General features: G+C 52.7%; 15 protein-coding genes and 2 tRNA genes. 16 read left to right on the top strand and 1 reads right to left on the bottom strand.

Features of this window, described 5'->3' with window-relative positions:
* The first annotated feature begins 9 nt into the window (after positions 1 to 9).
* Positions 10 to 3,231 (top strand): carbamoyl-phosphate synthase large subunit, encoded by a 3,222-nt coding sequence (gene carB / locus K0J45_RS14575; RefSeq protein WP_220043080.1) that lies wholly within the window; start codon positions 10 to 12, stop codon positions 3,229 to 3,231.
* 296 nt (positions 3,232 to 3,527) lie between these two features.
* Positions 3,528 to 4,004 (top strand): transcription elongation factor GreA, encoded by a 477-nt coding sequence (gene greA, locus K0J45_RS14570; protein ID WP_011866634.1) that lies wholly within the window; start codon positions 3,528 to 3,530, stop codon positions 4,002 to 4,004.
* 76 nt (positions 4,005 to 4,080) lie between these two features.
* Here greA and yhbY read toward each other — a convergent pair whose 3' ends face one another.
* Positions 4,081 to 4,380, bottom strand: a complete 300-nt coding sequence (gene yhbY, locus K0J45_RS14565) for a ribosome assembly RNA-binding protein YhbY (protein ID WP_033537396.1) — start codon at positions 4,378 to 4,380, stop codon at positions 4,081 to 4,083.
* Positions 4,381 to 4,471: 91 nt separating this feature from the next.
* On the opposite strand from yhbY, the gene rlmE reads away from it, so the two are divergent.
* The 14 genes from rlmE (at position 4,472) to rpsO (ending at position 17,836) form a co-directional block, all read left to right on the top strand.
* On the top strand, positions 4,472 to 5,101 hold the full coding sequence (rlmE, locus tag K0J45_RS14560) for a 23S rRNA (uridine(2552)-2'-O)-methyltransferase RlmE (RefSeq protein WP_011866632.1): 630 nt from the start codon (positions 4,472 to 4,474) through the stop codon (positions 5,099 to 5,101).
* 45 nt (positions 5,102 to 5,146) lie between these two features.
* Entirely contained in the window at positions 5,147 to 7,114 is a 1,968-nt protein-coding gene (gene ftsH, locus K0J45_RS14555; protein ID WP_220043079.1) for an ATP-dependent zinc metalloprotease FtsH, read from the top strand.
* A 154-nt stretch (positions 7,115 to 7,268) separates the two neighbouring features.
* Positions 7,269 to 8,054 carry a dihydropteroate synthase gene (gene folP / locus K0J45_RS14550; protein ID WP_220045323.1) on the top strand — a complete coding sequence of 262 codons (786 nt, stop codon included), beginning with the start codon at positions 7,269 to 7,271 and terminating at the stop codon, positions 8,052 to 8,054.
* An 80-nt stretch (positions 8,055 to 8,134) separates the two neighbouring features.
* Positions 8,135 to 9,466 (top strand): phosphoglucosamine mutase, encoded by a 1,332-nt coding sequence (glmM, locus tag K0J45_RS14545; RefSeq protein WP_220043078.1) that lies wholly within the window; start codon positions 8,135 to 8,137, stop codon positions 9,464 to 9,466.
* Between the two features lie 168 nt (positions 9,467 to 9,634).
* Entirely contained in the window at positions 9,635 to 10,417 is a 783-nt protein-coding gene (gene tpiA / locus K0J45_RS14540; RefSeq protein ID WP_011866628.1) for a triose-phosphate isomerase, read from the top strand.
* Position 10,418: 1 nt separating this feature from the next.
* Complete coding sequence (gene secG, locus K0J45_RS14535) at positions 10,419 to 10,763, top strand: preprotein translocase subunit SecG (protein ID WP_011866627.1); 345 nt, start codon at positions 10,419 to 10,421, stop codon at positions 10,761 to 10,763.
* A 122-nt stretch (positions 10,764 to 10,885) separates the two neighbouring features.
* Positions 10,886 to 10,971 (top strand) — tRNA-Leu (locus K0J45_RS14530).
* Positions 10,972 to 11,074: 103 nt separating this feature from the next.
* Positions 11,075 to 11,151 (top strand) — tRNA-Met (locus K0J45_RS14525).
* 159 nt (positions 11,152 to 11,310) lie between these two features.
* Positions 11,311 to 11,766 (top strand): ribosome maturation factor RimP, encoded by a 456-nt coding sequence (gene rimP / locus K0J45_RS14520; RefSeq protein ID WP_041407366.1) that lies wholly within the window; start codon positions 11,311 to 11,313, stop codon positions 11,764 to 11,766.
* Between the two features lie 27 nt (positions 11,767 to 11,793).
* A complete protein-coding gene (nusA, locus tag K0J45_RS14515; RefSeq protein ID WP_011866625.1) occupies positions 11,794 to 13,293 on the top strand; it encodes a transcription termination factor NusA in 1,500 nt (499 codons plus the stop codon).
* A gap of 26 nt (positions 13,294 to 13,319) precedes the next feature.
* Positions 13,320 to 15,977, top strand: a complete 2,658-nt coding sequence (gene infB / locus K0J45_RS14510) for a translation initiation factor IF-2 (RefSeq protein ID WP_220043077.1) — start codon at positions 13,320 to 13,322, stop codon at positions 15,975 to 15,977.
* A 124-nt stretch (positions 15,978 to 16,101) separates the two neighbouring features.
* Positions 16,102 to 16,524 carry a 30S ribosome-binding factor RbfA gene (gene rbfA / locus K0J45_RS14505; RefSeq protein WP_220043076.1) on the top strand — a complete coding sequence of 141 codons (423 nt, stop codon included), beginning with the start codon at positions 16,102 to 16,104 and terminating at the stop codon, positions 16,522 to 16,524.
* The gene (gene truB / locus K0J45_RS14500; RefSeq protein ID WP_220043075.1) at positions 16,524 to 17,471 is read left to right on the top strand and encodes a tRNA pseudouridine(55) synthase TruB; all 948 of its coding nucleotides are present in this window, start codon (positions 16,524 to 16,526) and stop codon (positions 17,469 to 17,471) included. The genes rbfA and truB overlap by 1 nt, the downstream gene beginning before the upstream one ends.
* Before the next feature lie 95 nt (positions 17,472 to 17,566).
* Positions 17,567 to 17,836, top strand: coding sequence for a 30S ribosomal protein S15 (gene rpsO, locus K0J45_RS14495; protein ID WP_011866621.1), 270 nt, complete (start codon positions 17,567 to 17,569; stop codon positions 17,834 to 17,836).
* The last annotated feature ends 42 nt before the right edge of the window (positions 17,837 to 17,878 follow it).

Below are 17,878 nucleotides of genomic sequence, written 5' to 3'. Positions count from 1 at the left end.
GTTTCAGCAATGCCAAAACGTACAGACATAAAAAGTATTCTTATCCTGGGTGCCGGCCCGATTGTAATCGGTCAGGCATGTGAGTTTGACTACTCTGGTGCCCAGGCGTGTAAGGCGCTTCGTGAAGAGGGTTACCGGGTTATTCTGGTGAACTCTAACCCAGCGACCATCATGACAGACCCAGAGATGGCCGATGCGACCTACATCGAGCCTATCCACTGGGAAGTGGTGCGCAACATCATCGCTAAGGAGCGTCCCGATGCAATTCTGCCGACCATGGGTGGTCAGACGGCACTGAACTGTGCCCTGCGCCTCGAGGCAGAAGGTGTGCTGGCCGAATTTAACGTCGACATGATAGGTGCAACCGCCGATGCCATCGACAAGGCCGAAGACCGTAGCCGTTTCGATGCGGCGATGAAGAAGATTGGTCTCGAGTGTCCTCGCGCCGGTATCGCCCGCAGCATGGAAGATGCCTACGAGGTACTCGAGCAGGTTGGTTTCCCTTGTATTATCCGTCCATCATTCACCATGGGTGGCTCGGGCGGTGGTATCGCCTACAACAAGGAGGAGTTCGAGGAGATCTGTTCTCAGGGTCTCGAGCTGTCACCGACCAACGAACTGCTGATCGATGAGTCGCTCATCGGTTGGAAAGAATATGAGATGGAAGTGGTTCGTGACCGCAACGATAACAGTATCATCGTCTGCTCTATCGAAAACTTCGATCCTATGGGCGTGCACACCGGCGACTCTATCACAGTCGCGCCGGCGCAGACCCTGACAGACAAAGAATATCAGCTGATGCGTAACGCCTCACTGGCGGTACTGCGTGAGATCGGCGTAGAAACCGGTGGTTCAAACGTTCAGTTTGGTATCAACCCGAAAGATGGTCGTATGGTGATCATCGAGATGAACCCGCGTGTATCGCGTTCATCTGCCCTGGCATCGAAAGCGACAGGTTTCCCTATCGCCAAGATCGCCGCCAAGCTGGCGGTGGGCTTCACCCTGGATGAGCTGAGCAACGACATCACTGGCGGTGCCACCCCAGCCTCGTTCGAGCCTGCCATCGACTACGTGGTTACCAAGGTGCCACGCTTCAACTTCGAGAAATTTGCCGGCGCAAATGACCGTCTGACCACTCAGATGAAGTCTGTGGGCGAGGTAATGGCGATTGGTCGTACCTTCCAAGAGTCGCTGCAAAAAGCACTGCGCGGCCTTGAGGTAGGCGTTAATGGCCTAGATCCTATCGTCGATGTCGAAGATAACGATGCCCTGTCGCGCATTCGCCACGAGCTGAAAGAGCCGGGCGCCGAGCGTATCTGGTATATCGCCGATGCCTTCCGCGCCGGTCTGAGCATGGATGCCATCTTCAAGCTGACCAATATCGACCCTTGGTTCCTGGTGCAGATTGAAGAGCTGCTATCGCTTGAGAACCAAGTGAAAGAAGCTGGCATGGCTAGCATGGACAAAGATTTCCTTTACAAGCTCAAGCGTAAAGGTTTCTCCGATGCGCGTCTGGCGGCCCTGATGGGTGTCAGCGAGTCAGAGATGCGTAAGCTGCGTTACCGTCACGAAGTGTACCCAGTGTACAAGCGCGTCGATACCTGCGCCGCCGAGTTCTCGACCGATACCGCCTACATGTACTCGACCTATGAGGAAGAGTGTGAGGCTAACCCATCTAACCGAGACAAGATCATGGTGCTGGGTGGTGGTCCTAACCGTATCGGCCAGGGTATCGAATTCGATTACTGCTGTGTGCACGCGGCGCTTGCCCTGCGTGAAGACGGTTACGAGACCATCATGGTCAACTGTAACCCAGAGACAGTCTCTACCGACTATGACACCTCTGACAGACTCTATTTCGAATCTGTGACCCTGGAAGATGTGCTGGAGATCGTGCGTATCGAGCAGCCTAAAGGGGTTATCGTGCAGTACGGTGGTCAGACACCGCTGAAACTGGCTCGTGACCTGGAAGCCGCCGGTGTGCCAATTATTGGTACCAGCCCGGATGCCATTGACCGCGCCGAAGACCGTGAGCGTTTCCAGCAGGCGATTCAACGCCTGGAGATGAAGCAGCCGGAAAACGATACCGTCACTACGGTAGAAGGTGCCGTGATCTCCGCCGAGCGTATCGGTTACCCGCTAGTGGTTCGCCCATCCTACGTACTGGGTGGCCGCGCAATGGAGATCGTCTACGACGAGCAAGACCTGCGTCGTTACTTTAACGAAGCGGTTAGCGTCTCTAACGCCTCGCCAGTATTGCTGGATCACTTCCTCGATAACGCCACCGAGGTGGATATCGATGCGGTATGTGACGGCACGACTGTTGTGGTTGGCGCCATCATGGAACATATCGAGCAGGCGGGTGTTCACTCGGGCGACTCGGGTTGTTCGCTGCCTCCATACACACTGAGCCAGGAGATCCAGGACCAGATGCGCGAACAGGTGCGCAAGCTGGCGATGGAACTCGGCGTTGTGGGTCTGATGAACGTGCAGTTCGCGGTACAAGACAACACCATCTACATGATCGAGGTTAACCCACGTGCGGCCCGTACCGTACCATTCGTCTCTAAGGCGACGGGTGTTCCTCTAGCTAAGATCGCCGCACGCGTCATGGCCGGTCAGAGTCTGGAAGAGCAGGGCTTTACCAAAGAGGTAATTCCACCTTTCTACTCGGTGAAAGAAGTGGTGCTGCCGTTCAACAAGTTCCCGGGTGTTGATCCGCTACTTGGCCCTGAGATGCGCTCTACCGGTGAGGTAATGGGCGTGGGTGCGACCTTCGCCGAGGCCTATGCTAAGGCTGAGCTGGGTGCCACCTCTGAGGTGCCTAAGTCTGGCCGTGCGCTGCTTTCTGTACGTAACAGCGACAAGAAGCGTGTTGCCGACCTGGCTGCCAAGCTGATTGAGCTGGGCTATGAGATCGATGCCACCCACGGCACCGCAGTCGTGCTGGGCGAAGCAGGTATCAATCCTCGTCTGGTGAACAAGGTACACGAAGGTCGTCCGCATATTCTTGACCGCATCAAGAACGATGAGTACACCTATATCGTGAACACTACCGAAGGCCGCCAGGCGATCGAAGACTCACGTCAGCTGCGTCGTGGCGCGCTGCGTTACAAGGTGAACTACACTACGACCTTGAACGCCGCCTTCGCGACCTGTATGGCGCACTCTGCCGACAGTCGCACCAATGTGACTTCAGTTCAGGAGCTGCACCAGCGCATTAAAGGCTAAGGGTTAACCCTTACGAAAAGGCCGCGCAAGCGGCCTTTTTTATGGGCATTCAATTAGTTGAAATAGATATAACAAGGCTATCTCGATACTGGGCGAATGGCGCCAACTTGCTTGCCTTGGGCGCGCCATGGAACACACAGTTCTGATGGCGCGCTAACAAACTCTTGGGGATCCGATAGCTTCTCTATGCATCAGGGTATAGAATAGATGGATTCCAAGCGTTCTTTATTCCTGGTCAGTGGCCCAAGTGGTCAGGCTGACTAGGCTGCTTTTGTTTTGAGGAGACGAGTGTTCCTATGAATAAGGTTCCAATGACAGTTGTTGGTGCAAATCAACTGCGTGAAGAGTTAGATTTTTTGAAGTTTGAGAAGCGTCCAAAAATTGCCGAGGCCATTGGGATTGCGCGTGAACTGGGCGATCTGAAAGAGAACGCCGAATACCACGCGGCCCGCGAAGAGCAGGGGCTATGTGAGGCCCGCGTGCGCGATATCGAAGGCAAGCTGTCTCATGCGCAGATCATCGACGTGACCAAGATGGAAAATACGGGTCGTGTTATTTTCGGCACCACGGTAACCATCCTGAACCTGGATAGCGACGAGGAATTTACCTACCGCATCGTGGGTGAAGATGAAGCCGATATTAAGGCGAACCTTATTTCTGTGACCTCGCCAATCGCTCGCGGCCTGGTGGGTAAATCGGAAGGGGATGAAGTCTCTATTCAGACCCCGGGTGGCATGACAGATTATGAGATCACTGCGGTAGAGTATATCTAAACTGATTTATGCTCGATTCATGCCCACAAAAAAGCCGCTATCGATAGCGGCTTTTTTGTGGGCATGAGTCCAAGAGTTACTTCGCTCTTGGTACGGCAATCTTCATCTCTGGAGATTGACGGAATAGGACCAATACGTGACCGATAAGCTGAACCTTTTCAGCTTGAGTTTCGCGTACAATGGCGTCAACGACTGCATTTTTTAGCTCTCTGTCTCCAGAGGCAACTTTCACTTTGATTAATTCATGATGAGAGAGTGCATTATCAATTTCAGCCAGTACACCTTCAGTCAGGCCATTGGCACCAAGCTGCACAACAGGCTTGAGGTTATGCGCTAAGCCTTTTAGATGCTGTTTTTGTTTGGTTGTTAAGTTCATTTCTACCAACTTTATGCTGAGTTACTGTTGAAAAACCGCTATTCTACCCTCATATAGCCTTTGTGTAACTCATATTTGTTGCGGATTTTAAATGTCAGGTAAAAAACGAACAGCCAGTTCCACCCGTTGGATGCAGGAACATTTCGATGATCATTATGTTAAGTTGTCGCAGAAACGGGGATTGCGTTCGCGCGCTGCGTTTAAAATAGAAGAGATACAACAAAAAGATAAGCTGATCCGCCCCGGCATGACTGTGGTGGATCTCGGGGCTGCCCCTGGGGGCTGGTCGCAGATCGCCGTCAAGTTGGCGGGAGAGACGGGTAAGGTTATCGCCTGCGATATCTTGCCTATGGACCCCATCGTCGGCGTCGATTTTCTACAAGGCGATTTTCGTGAAGAGAAGGTGCTTAACGCCTTACTCGAACGCGTAGGCGATGCTAAAGTCGATGTTGTGTTGTCGGATATGGCACCTAATATGAGTGGTACGGGCGGTGTGGATCAGCCGCGCGCCATGTATTTGGTGGAGCTGGCGCTGGATATGTGTCATCAGGTGTTGGCACCAAATGGTAGTTTTGCTGTCAAAGTCTTTCAGGGGGAGGGCTTTGATGAGTATATGAAGGCGGTGAGAGAGGCATTTACCACCGTTAAAACACGTAAGCCAGACTCGTCGCGACCGCGTTCGCGTGAAGTCTATCTTGTGGCGACGGGTTACAAGTTGTAGTAACCTAACGTCAGTAACCGCAAGACTGTATGAGGTCTAGTAATTTTGAGTGATATGGCAAAAAATTTAATTCTCTGGGTTGTCATCGCCGTCGTGCTGATGTCAGTGTTTCAGGGCTACTCCCCCTCTTCATCGAACTCCATGAAGATGGATTATTCAACTTTCTTGGATGATGTTCGCTCCGGCCAGATCAACACCGTCGAGGTGAAGAGTGACCAGCGTACCATCGAGGGTACAAAAAGAACCGGGGAAAAATTTACCACTATCATGCCTATGTATGATCAGGATCTGATCAACGATCTTGACCGCAAGGGTGTGACCATGAAAGGTCAGGAAGCCGAAGAGTCAGGTTTCCTCACACAGATCTTCATCTCTTGGTTCCCTATGCTGTTACTCATCGGGGTATGGATCTTCTTCATGCGCCAGATGCAGGGCGGTGGCGGTAAAGGCGCCATGTCTTTCGGTAAGAGTAAAGCCAAGCTGATGAGCGAAGATCAGATCAAGACCACCTTCGGTGACGTCGCCGGTTGCGACGAGGCCAAGGAAGATGTCAAAGAGCTGGTCGATTACCTCAAAGAGCCGACTAAGTTCCAGAAACTGGGTGGCCGTATTCCTACCGGTGTGCTTCTCGTAGGTCCTCCAGGTACGGGTAAGACCCTACTTGCCAAGGCGATTGCCGGCGAGGCCAAGGTGCCTTTCTTCACGATTTCCGGTTCTGACTTCGTTGAGATGTTTGTCGGTGTCGGTGCCTCACGTGTTCGTGACATGTTTGAGCAGGCGAAGAAGTCTGCGCCTTGTATCATCTTCATCGATGAGATCGATGCCGTAGGTCGCCAGCGTGGCGCGGGTGTCGGTGGTGGTCACGACGAGCGTGAGCAGACCCTTAACCAGATGCTGGTTGAGATGGATGGCTTTGAGGGTAACGAAGGTATCATCGTTATCGCCGCGACTAACCGTCCAGACGTATTGGATGCCGCCTTGCTGCGTCCGGGTCGTTTCGACCGTCAAGTGGTGGTTGGGCTGCCAGACGTACGTGGTCGTGAGCAGATTCTTAAGGTGCATATGCGTAAGGTGCCGCTGGCCGATGACGTTAAGGCGAGCGTGATTGCCCGCGGTACGCCAGGCTTCTCTGGTGCCGATCTGGCTAACCTGGTCAACGAAGCAGCGCTGTTTGCTGCCCGTGGTAATCGCCGCGTGGTGGGCATGGAAGAGTTTGAGAGCGCCAAAGACAAGATCATGATGGGCGCCGAGCGCCGCACCATGGTGATGTCTGAAGAAGAGAAAGAGATGACCGCCTATCACGAAGCTGGTCACGCTATCGTTGGCTGTCTGGTGCCTGAGCACGACCCTGTGCACAAGGTGACCATTATTCCTCGCGGCCGCGCCTTGGGTGTGACCTTCTTCCTGCCTGAGGCCGATGCCATCAGCCAGAGCCGTCGTAAGCTCGAGAGTCAGATCTCTGTAGCCTATGGTGGACGTATCGCCGAGGAGTTGATCTACGGTAGCGAGCGTGTCTCTACCGGTGCTTCTCAAGACATCAAGTATGCGACTACGATTGCACGCAACATGGTGACCCAATGGGGCTTCTCGGACAAGCTAGGTCCGGTATTGTACGCCGAAGATGAGGGCGAAGTGTTCCTCGGCCGTAGCATGGCTAAGGCGCAGCATATGTCGGATGAGACGGCGTCGATTATCGATCTCGAAGTGAAGCAGCTGATCGATAACAACTATGGACGCGCGCATCAGTTCCTGACCGATAACATGGATATCCTTCATGCGATGAAAGATGCGCTGATGAAGTACGAGACCATAGATGCGACTCAGATTGACGACCTGATGGCCCGTCGTGAGGTGCGTGCTCCGGCCGATTGGAACATGGACGAGAATGGTTCAAACGGCAAGGGGAATGGCGGTCGTGGTGAGGCGGTTACATCGCCAGAGCCGAGCGAAGCGCCTGCCGCCGAGCCTGCGAGCGAGCCAAAAGAAGGTGATGAATCACCTGTTATCAAGTAATCATCTTTGCGATAGATTAACTGCATTATCTCAGAAAGCCCCTTAACGGGGTTTTCTTGTTTACGTCTTCAGTGTGAGCGAGGAGCCTATCTTGCAGCAAGGGTTTCAACTTGTCTGTGGCGACAAACGCCTGGACCTTTCCCAGCCCAGAGTGATGGGAATACTTAACGTGACGCCGGATTCCTTCTCAGACGGTGGTCGCTTCGCCAATCTTGAGCCGGCCTGTCGGCATGCCGATACATTAGTCGGTGAGGGCGCCAGCATCATAGATATCGGTGGTGAGTCGACCCGCCCCGGCGCGGCCGAGGTCAGCGTGCAACATGAGCTGGACAGGGTGATCCCCCTGGTGGAATATGTCAGTGCCAATCACGATGTGTGGATCTCGGTCGACACCAGCAAGCCTGAGGTGATGAGTGAGGCGGTTGCTGCCGGCGCCCATCTGATCAACGATGTGCGCGCCCTGCAGGAGCCTGGCGCCCTAGCCGTGGCCGCCAAGCTGAATGTGCCCATCTGTTTGATGCATATGCAGGGACAGCCGAGAACCATGCAAGACTCGCCCGTATACCAAGATATCATAGGGGATATCAGCGCCTTCTTTGAGGAACGTATCGAGGCCTGTCTGGATGCCGGAATTGCCAGAGACAATCTGCTGCTGGACCCAGGTTTTGGCTTTGGCAAGACGCTGTCACATAACTATGAATTATTAAACCGTCAGGCCGAGCTTAAGGCATTTGGCCTGCCGCTGCTTATCGGCCTGTCGCGCAAGAGCATGATAGGCAACCTGCTTAACATGCCACCGAGCGATCGTCTGGCGGGCAGCCTGAGCGCCGCGCTCTTGAGTATTCAGCAAGGCGCACATATTATTCGTGTCCATGACGTAAAACCGACCATGGATATGATCAGGGTCATGCAGGCTTGCGCCAATTATCAGGCATTATAGATTGATGCGCGGCGCTAAGAGCGGCCGCGTCAATTGGATTAAATAGGAAAGACCCTGGGATGGGGCAGAGGTAATAACAAGTGAGAAAATTCTTCGGAACCGATGGTATCAGAGGCAAGGTGGGCGCGGGTAAGATGACCCCGGAATTGGCGCTCAAACTTGGCTGGGCGGCGGGGCGCGTGTTGTCGCGCACCGGCACTAAGAAGGTGATCATAGGTAAGGACACGCGTATTTCAGGCTATCTGTTCGAATCTGCGATGGAAGCCGGCCTGTCGGCCGCTGGTTTGAATGTGATGTTGATGGGACCTATGCCGACACCGGCTGTGGCCTATCTGACCCGTACCTTCAGGGCGGAAGCCGGTGTGGTGATCAGTGCTTCTCACAATCCTTACTATGATAACGGCATCAAGTTCTTCTCTACCGATGGTAGCAAGCTGGATGATGAGGTCGAGCTGGAGATAGAGCGTGAACTCGAAAAGCCGCTGGAGTGTGTCGAGTCCCACCTGCTGGGTAAGGTATCGCGCATCGAAGACGCCGCCGGTCGTTATATTGAATACTGTAAGGGTAATTTCCCTGCCGAGCATACCCTCAACGGTCTAAAGATAGTGGTCGATTGCGCCCATGGGGCAACCTACCACATCGCGCCGAGTGTGTTTCGTGAGCTGGGCGCCGAGGTGATCACCATAGGTGACAAGCCAGATGGCATCAACATCAACCATGAGGTGGGCGCCACCTCTATGGGTAAGATCCGCGAGACAGTGATCGCCGAAAAGGCTGACCTGGGTATCGCACTGGATGGCGACGGTGATCGCATCATGATGGTGAATCGTCATGGTAAGGTGATCGACGGCGATGAGATCCTCTATATCCTGGCTTGTGATGCTCAGGATCGCGGCGTGCTAAAGGGCGGTGTGGTTGGCACCCTGATGTCTAACCTGGGGCTGGACTTGGCACTCAAGGCCCGTAATATTCCCTTTGCCCGCTCTAAGGTGGGCGACCGCTATGTGATGGAGCTGCTCAAAGAGAAAGATTGGCGCATCGGCGGTGAAAACTCTGGCCATATCCTGAATCTGGATCATGGCACCACGGGAGACGGTATCGTTGCCGGTATTCTGGTGCTCGCGGCCATGTGTCGTAAGCAGGCGACCCTTGAGGAGCTGACCGAAGGCATTAAGATGCTGCCACAGGTGCTGGTGAATGTCAGATTTGAAGGTACTCACAATCCGTTAGAGGCAGATAGCGTATTGAGCGCTCAGGCGGAAGTGGAAGCCAAACTTGGCGAACGTGGCCGCGTGCTACTGCGTAAGTCGGGCACAGAGCCACTGATTCGCGTCATGGTCGAAGGCGATGTCGCCAGCGATGTAAAAGCCCACGCAAACTATATTGCCGAGGCCATCAAGGCGCTAGTTTAAGGCCCTTGTACAGGATTTAGCCTTGCCGGGTTAAATCCTGTGCTATTTATCTCGCGCGAGGATAAAAAGTAATCGCTTCGACACTTTATCGCAAAAATTCGAGATTTAGGTATTGTAACTTAACAAGTGGTTCGCTATTATTCAGCCCGCTTTCAGAAGGAGACAGTGATGGCACTAAGACGCCCAATGGTCGCTGGTAACTGGAAAATGAACGGTACTGCGCAGCTAGCGCAAGAGTTGTTTACCAAGTTTGCTACCAAGCTTCAAAATGATTCTGCGGAAGTGGTCTTGTGTCCACCAAGTATTTTTCTTGAAAGTGTTCGTCAGCAACTCGATGCTAACAAAGAAGCCTTAAACGGCTGCTTAGTTAGAATGGGTGCCCAAAACCTGAGTCAGCATGACTTCGGTGCCTATACAGGCGAAGTGTCTGGGCAGATGCTGAAAGATTCTGGATGTCGCTATGTGATTATCGGTCACTCCGAGCGTCGTAGAATGTACGGCGAAACTAGCGACATCGTGGCGGAAAAATTTGCCGCCGCACAGAAGCATGGTTTGACCCCTATCTTATGTGTAGGTGAGTCGGGTCCAGCACGTGAAGCAAGACGCACCTTCGAGGTGATTGCCGAAGAGCTGGATGTGGTCATCGAGAAGAATGGCACCATGGCTTTTGATAATGCGATTATCGCCTATGAGCCACTTTGGGCCGTAGGGACAGGTAAGAGCGCTACGCCAGAGCAGGCGCAGGAAGTACACGCGTTTATTCGCAAGCGTCTCTCTGAAGTGTCTCCGTATATCGGAGAGAATATCAGGATTTTGTACGGTGGTAGCGTAACGCCGAGTAATGCAGCAGATCTATTTGCTCAACCTGATGTAGATGGTGGACTGATAGGCGGTGCTAGCTTAAACTCTACCGAGTTTTTAAGTTTATGTTCGATAGCGATGAGCGCATAATATGTACGAAGTTCTAATGGTTATTTACTTGTTGGTTGCGTTGGGCCTGATTGGCTTAATCCTCATCCAGCAAGGCAAGGGAGCTGACATGGGGGCCTCTTTCGGCGCCGGTGCTTCAGCCACTCTGTTCGGTTCTTCTGGTTCGGGTAACTTTTTGACTCGTTCCACAGCGATACTGGCAATTGCCTTCTTTGCCCTGAGTCTGACGATTGGCAACTTGAGCGCAAACCACGCTAAAACAGAAGAATCTTGGAAAGATTTAGGTGCCGATGCGGCGGCCGTAACTGAACAAGTTACCGATGCAGCAAAAGACGCACAAAAGTCAGAAGATAAGATCCCTGACTAATCGCTCGAAAGAGCATAGCGCGACTTAGATTAGACCTTGGTTTTATTTAGGTAGTGTGACTGGAAAAGATGAGTCTCCTCAAACTAATAAAAATTCTTAACCAGTCGAAGTAACGATCACATGCGGATGTGGTGGAATTGGTAGACACGCCATCTTGAGGGGGTGGTGAGCCTAGCTCGTGAGGGTTCAAGTCCCTCCATCCGCACCAAATTTAGATTGAGCCTAGCTTGGTCTGAATCGATAAAGTGGCAGTGGTTTCTGCCTTTATCATTGCAAATATTGTTCACAATCAATATAATTGCAGCAGTTGACGCGGGGTGGAGCAGTTTGGTAGCTCGTCGGGCTCATAACCCGAAGGTCGTCGGTTCAAATCCGGCCCCCGCAACCAGCTTCCCAGTGATGAAGCAGCGCTTCATTTCTGTTACAGGTTCTGAATGATATGACCTCGTGATTACGGGGTTTTTTGTTATCTGGACTTTTGAAATATCGTCATTTGATGATGTCGTACTGGGGCTTTATGCCCTTTTTTGTTTTTCGGGGGGTAACCTTGGCAACTTTAGAAAGTAAGCTGGAACAGATGCTTATCGCACCAGTTGAAGCATTGGGCCATAGTCTGTGGGGATTGGAATATGTACAGGCAGGCAAGCATTCAGTGCTGCGTGTATATATAGATAATGAAAACGGCATCTTTATCGATGATTGTGCCGATGTCAGTCGCCAGATCAGTGCCGTGCTCGATGTCGAGGACCCGATTTCGACCGAATATACACTAGAAGTTTCCTCACCGGGTGTCGATAGACCATTATTTACTGCAGAGCAGTATGCGCGATACCTAGGTGAAACCGTAAAGGTACAACTGACTATGCCTGTCGCTGGTAGTCGTAATTTAAAAGGGACCGTCGCGGGCGTTGAGGGGCAGATGTTGACCCTTACCGTAGATGGCAACGAACTGATTATTGCCTTGGATAACATCCGCAAGGGCAACTTAATCGCTAAGTTTTGATGGATTCGAGCTGAACGAGGCAAGAGAATGAACAAAGAGATTCTGCTAGTCGCTGAGGCGGTTTCAAATGAGAAGGCCGTGCCACGCGAAAAGATTTTTGAAGCGTTGGAGATTGCGTTAGCGACGGCTACCAAGAAAAAATATGAAGGCGATATCGAAGTTCGTGTCGCTATCGATCGTAAGACAGGCGAGTACGAAACCTTCCGTCGTTGGATGGTGGTTGAGGACGAAGGTCAGGCGCTGGAAAATCCTTTCCGCGAGATCACCCTGGAAGCGGCCCGTTACGAAAACCCAGAGATTCAAGTGGGCGAGTATATCGAAGATGAGATCGAGTCAGTCGTCTTCGACCGTATCACCACTCAAACTGCTAAGCAGGTAATCGTACAGAAGGTACGTGAAGCCGAGCGCGCACAGATCGTCGACCAGTTCCTGGAAAAAGAAGGCGAGCTGATCACGGGTGTGGTGAAGAAGAGCAACCGCGAGAGCGTCGTTGTGGATCTGGGTAACAACGCCGACGCCGTGCTGTTCAAAGAAGATCTTATCTCACGTGAGAGCTTCCGTCCTGGTGACCGCGTTCGTGCGTTGCTTTACGCCGTACGTCCAGAGGCGCGTGGTGCACAGCTGTTCCTGACCCGCACCAAGCCAGACATGCTGATTGAGCTGTTCCGCGTAGAAGTACCGGAAATTGCCGACGAGATGATTGAGATCATGGGCGCCGCTCGTGATCCAGGTTCTCGCGCTAAGATTGCGGTCAAGTCTAATGACCGTCGCATCGATCCTATCGGTGCTTGTGTGGGCATGCGCGGCGCGCGTGTTCAGGCCGTGTCTAATGAGTTAGGCGGCGAGCGCGTTGATATCGTGCTTTGGGATGATAACCCAGCGCAATTTGTGATCAATGCGATGGCGCCGGCCGATGTGGCTTCTATCATAGTCGACGAAGATAACCATTCTATGGATATCGCCGTTGAAGCCGACTCGTTGGCGCAAGCTATTGGCCGTAACGGTCAAAACGTACGTTTGGCGACTCAGTTATCGGGCTGGGAACTAAACGTGATGACAGTGGAAGATATGCAGGCTAAGCATCAGGCGGAAAGCGCCAAGATCGTTAACCTGTTCGTCTCTGCACTGGATGTCGATGAAGATTTTGCTCAAGTACTGGCAGATGAAGGTTTCACCTCACTTGAAGAAGTTGCCTACGTACCTGAGTCAGAGTTGCTTGAAATCGACGGCTTCGACGAGGAGATCGTTGAGGCACTCAGAGAACGCGCTAAGGCTGCGATCTCTACACGGGCTTTGGCATCCGAGGAAGCACTTGACGGTGCTGAGCCAAGCGAAGATTTACTTGCCCTAGAAGGTTTAGAGCGTCACTTGGCGTATGTGTTGGCAAGTAAAGGCGTGATTACGCTTGAAGATTTAGCCGAACAAGGCATTGATGATTTGATCGAGATTGAAGAATTAACAGAAGAAAAGGCTGGTGAGCTCATCATGGCGGCCCGCAACATCTGTTGGTTTGGCGAAGAAGCTTAAGTCGATCAACAGAGGGGAGTTTACAGATGGCAGATACCACAGTAGCAAAACTGGCCGAAGAAGTAGGGAAGAGTGCTGATCGATTAGTTGAGCAGTTTTCTGAGGCCGGTATTAAGAAGAGTAAGACCGACACAGTTTCAGAAGATGAAAAGCAGAAGTTGCTTGAGTTTCTTAAGAAGCAACACGGTGGCGATTCAGCGCCAACCAAGATGACTCTGCAGCGTAAGTCTATCTCGACACTGAGCGTGTCGGGTAGCGGTGGCCAGTCGAAAGATATCAAGGTAGAAGTGCGTAAGAAGCGTACCTTCGTCAAGCGTGATGTAGCGGCTGAAGCCGAGGCAGAAGCTAAGGCCAAGGCTGAAGCCGAAGCCAAGGCAGCAGCGGAAGCAGAAGCTAAGGCCAAGGCAGACGCGGAAGCCAAAGCCAAGGCAGAGGCGGAAGCCGCAGCAAAAGCTAAGGCTAAGGCCGAGGCAGAAGCTAAGGCGAAGAAGGCTGCCGAAGGTAAGCCTGCTGCTGAAGAAACAGCAGAAGAGAAAGCCGCCAAGGTGGAAGAAGCTCGCCTGCTAGCGGCTAAAGAAGCTGCCGCTAAGGCTAAGGCCGACGAAGAAGCTAAGGCTGCTGCTGAAGAAGCGCGTCGTCTTGCTGAAGAGAACGAGAAGCGTTGGGCGGAAGAAGAACGTCAGCGTAAAGAATCTGAAAACAGCGCCGATCACCATGTGACCACATCGAGTGAAGCGCGCGCCGCCGAAGATTCGGCCGACAGAGACGCTGAGCGACGTGGTCGCCGTGCACGTAAGCCTGCCGGTGGCAAGAAAGAGCCTATCGGCAAGAAGCGTGGCGGTAAAGAAGTTCGCGGTGGTCGTAATAACCGCAATCAGCGCAACGCGCCTGAAGCGATGGACCATGGCTTTAACAAGCCTGCTGCGGCCGTTACCCGTGACGTGACCATCGGCGAAACCGTAACGGTTGCCGAGCTGGCACAGAAGATGGCGGTTAAGGCGACCGAGATCATCAAGCAGATGATGAAGATGGGTTCTATGGTCACCATCAACCAGGTGCTGGATCAGGAAACTGCACAGCTGGTTGCCGAGGAGATGGGTCACAAGGTGGTTCTGACTCGTGAAAACGAGCTTGAGCATCAAGTACTCGCCGATCGAGATGGCAACGTTAAGGTTGAGCCACGTGCGCCGGTTGTGACCATCATGGGTCACGTTGACCATGGTAAGACATCGCTACTCGACTATATTCGTCGCGCTAAGGTGGCTTCTGGTGAGGCGGGTGGTATTACCCAGCACATCGGTGCATACCACGTTGAAACCGACAATGGCATGATCACCTTCCTGGATACCCCAGGCCACGCCGCGTTTACCGCGATGCGTGCACGTGGTGCCAAGGCGACCGATATCGTGGTGCTAGTCGTTGCAGCAGATGACGGCGTGATGCCACAGACCATCGAAGCGATTCAGCACGCTAAGGCGGGCGGTGTACCGCTAATCGTTGCGGTAAACAAGATTGATAAGCCTGAAGCGGATCCTGATCGCGTTAAGTCTGAACTGTCTCAACATGGCGTGATGTCAGAAGATTGGGGCGGAAACAACATGTTCGTTCACGTGTCTGCTAAGTCTGGTGAAGGTATCGACGAGCTGCTGGAAGGCATCTTGCTTGAAGCAGAAGTACTAGAACTGAAAGCGGTACGCGAAGGCATGGCTGCTGGTGTGGTGGTTGAGTCTAAGCTAGATAAGGGCCGCGGTCCTGTAGCGACCATCCTGGTACAAGAAGGTACCCTGAAGCAGGGCGATATCGTTCTTTGTGGCCTGGAGTACGGTAAAGTCCGTGCGATGAAGGATGAGAACGGTAAGTCGATCACCGAAGCCGGTCCATCGATTCCTGTTGAGATCTTAGGTCTTTCTGGTGTGCCATCTGCCGGTGACGAAGCGACAGTTGTTCGTGACGAGCGTAAGGCACGTGAAGTGGCACTCTACCGTCAAGGTAAGTTCCGTGACGTTAAGCTGGCCCGTCAGCAGAAGTCTAAGCTTGAGAATATGTTCGCTAACATGACCGAAGGCGAAGTCCAAGAGCTGAACATCGTCCTTAAGGCCGACGTACAAGGCTCGCTGGAGGCGATTTCTGACTCGCTCAACAAGCTGTCTACCGATGAGGTGAAGGTTAACATCATCGCCAGCGGTGTAGGTGGATTGACCGAGACAGATGCGACCCTGGCGGCTGCGTCAAACGCTATTATGGTTGGTTTCAACGTTCGTGCCGATGCACAGGCGCGTAAGACGATTGAAAGCGAAAGCGTTGACCTACGTTACTACAGCGTTATCTATCATCTGATCGATGAAGTTAAGGCGGCGATGGGTGGCATGTTGGCACCTGAGTTCAAGCAAGAGATCATTGGTCTTGCCGAAGTGCGTGACGTGTTCAAGTCGCCTAAGATTGGTGCTATCGCAGGTTGTATGGTTACCGAAGGTACCATCAAGCGTAGCGCGCCAATCCGTGTACTACGTGATAACGTGGTGATCTTCGAAGGTGAGCTAGAATCACTGCGTCGCTTCAAGGATGACGTTAACGAAGTTCGTAACGGTATGGAGTGTGGTATCGGCGTGAAGAACTATAATGACGTCAAAGTTGGCGATCAGATTGAGGTCTTCGAAACGGTCGAAATCGCTCGAACCTTATAAGTAGCAGGGGGCGGCGTAAGCCGCCCTTTTTGTTCAGGCATGACCCAGCGTCAAGACGCGACCCAAATAGCAGCGGTTGCAACTTTACCGAGCCGGTCACCTGTTTTTGAGATGGCAAAATATTATGGCAAGAGAATTTAGTCGTACTCGTCGCATCGCTCAGCAGCTGCAACAGGAGCTGGCTCAGGTGCTGCAACGGGACATCAAAGATCCGCGTATCGGTATGGTGACGGTTAACGACGTCGATGTATCTCGCGATCTGAACTACGCCAAGGTCTATGTCACCTTCTTTGAGGAAGACAAGGCGGTTGTAGAAGAAAAGCTGGCTGCGCTGGAAGCCGCCGCGGGTTATGTTCGCTCTCTGGTGGCGGGTCGTATGAAGCTTAGGGTCATGCCCGAAATCCGCTTCATCTACGATGCCTCGCTGATCGAGGGGATGCGCATGTCTAACCTGGTGAGTCAGGTGATCACCAAGGATAAGGCTAAGGCGGCTGAACACGGTCGTGACGACGAAGAGCTGGACGACACCGAGCAGGACGATAAATAATGGCGCGTAAACCTAGAGGTCGCTTGGTCGACGGCATAGTGCTGCTGGACAAAGACACGGGAATGAGCTCCAACTTCGCCTTACAGAGAGTAAAGCGAATCTACAACGCCGCCAAGGCGGGTCATACCGGCGCGTTGGACCCTCTAGCGACCGGCATGCTACCGATCTGCCTGGGTGAGGCCACCAAGTTTTCGCAGCATCTGCTCGATGCCGATAAACGTTACCTGGTGACCGCCAAGCTAGGTGTGCGCACAGACACCAGCGACTCAGATGGTGAGGTGGTGCAGACGCGCCCGATTAACTTCACCGAGCAGCAGCTTGAAGAGGCGCTGGAGCATTTTCGTGGTGAGACTATGCAGGTGCCCTCTATGTACTCGGCGCTCAAGTATCAGGGCCAGCCTCTGTACAAGTACGCCAGAGAAGGCAAAGAGGTGCCGCGTGAGGCGCGTCCTATAAAGGTCTTCGAGCTTAACTTTATTAAGCTTGAGAGTGACGAGCTGACCCTGGACATCCACTGCTCCAAGGGGACCTATATCCGCACCATTACCGATGATCTCGGTGAGATGCTGGGCTGTGGTGCTCATGTCATCATGCTGCGCCGCACAGGCGTTGCCGGTTATCCTTACGATAAGATGGTGACACTGGAGCAGCTCGAGGCATTGCTAACCAAGGCGCAGGAAGAGGAGCGTCCGCCTAAGGAGCTGCTGGATCCTTTGTTGCTGCCCATGGATACCGCGGTGAGCGGGCTCAAAGAGATCAACGTCTCCGATGAGCTGGCTCACTATCTGATGAACGGTAATCCGGTTCAGGTGGCTAATTTGCCGGTCGATGAGTTGGTGCGTATCACCCTAGGTGAGGCGAAACAGTTTGTCGGTATCGGCCAGATGAACGATGATGGCTTGCTGGCGCCTAAGCGCCTGGTGGTATTGCACGACGAGCAGGCTTGAGGCTTGCTTAATGGCGCTAAAATCGGTACTATAGCGCGCTCTCTTTGGCTGAGTTAGTGATCGGCTGAAGTTTCTATCTATTTTTGGAGAAAGAAATGTCACTAAGTAAAGAAGTAAAAGCACAAATCCTGGCTGATTTCGGTCGTGGTGAAAATGACACTGGTTCTACTGAAGTTCAGGTTGCTCTGCTAACTGCACAGATCAACCACCTACAAGGTCACTTCAAAGAGCACATCCATGATCATCACTCACGTCGTGGTTTGCTTCGCATGGTTAACTCTCGTCGTAAGCTTCTAGCTTACCTGAAGCGCACTGAAAACGAGCGCTATCAAGAGCTTATCAAGAAGTTAGGTCTACGTCGCTAATCTATCGATTAGTGCTGTAGTGAAAAAAGGAGGCTAAGCCTC

Origin of the sequence: Shewanella alkalitolerans (assembly GCF_019457575.1) — a bacterium.
Lineage (GTDB): Bacteria > Pseudomonadota > Gammaproteobacteria > Enterobacterales > Shewanellaceae > Shewanella > Shewanella loihica.
Note: the sequence above shows the minus strand (reverse complement) of the source record. Positions and strands in the feature narration are given on the sequence as shown.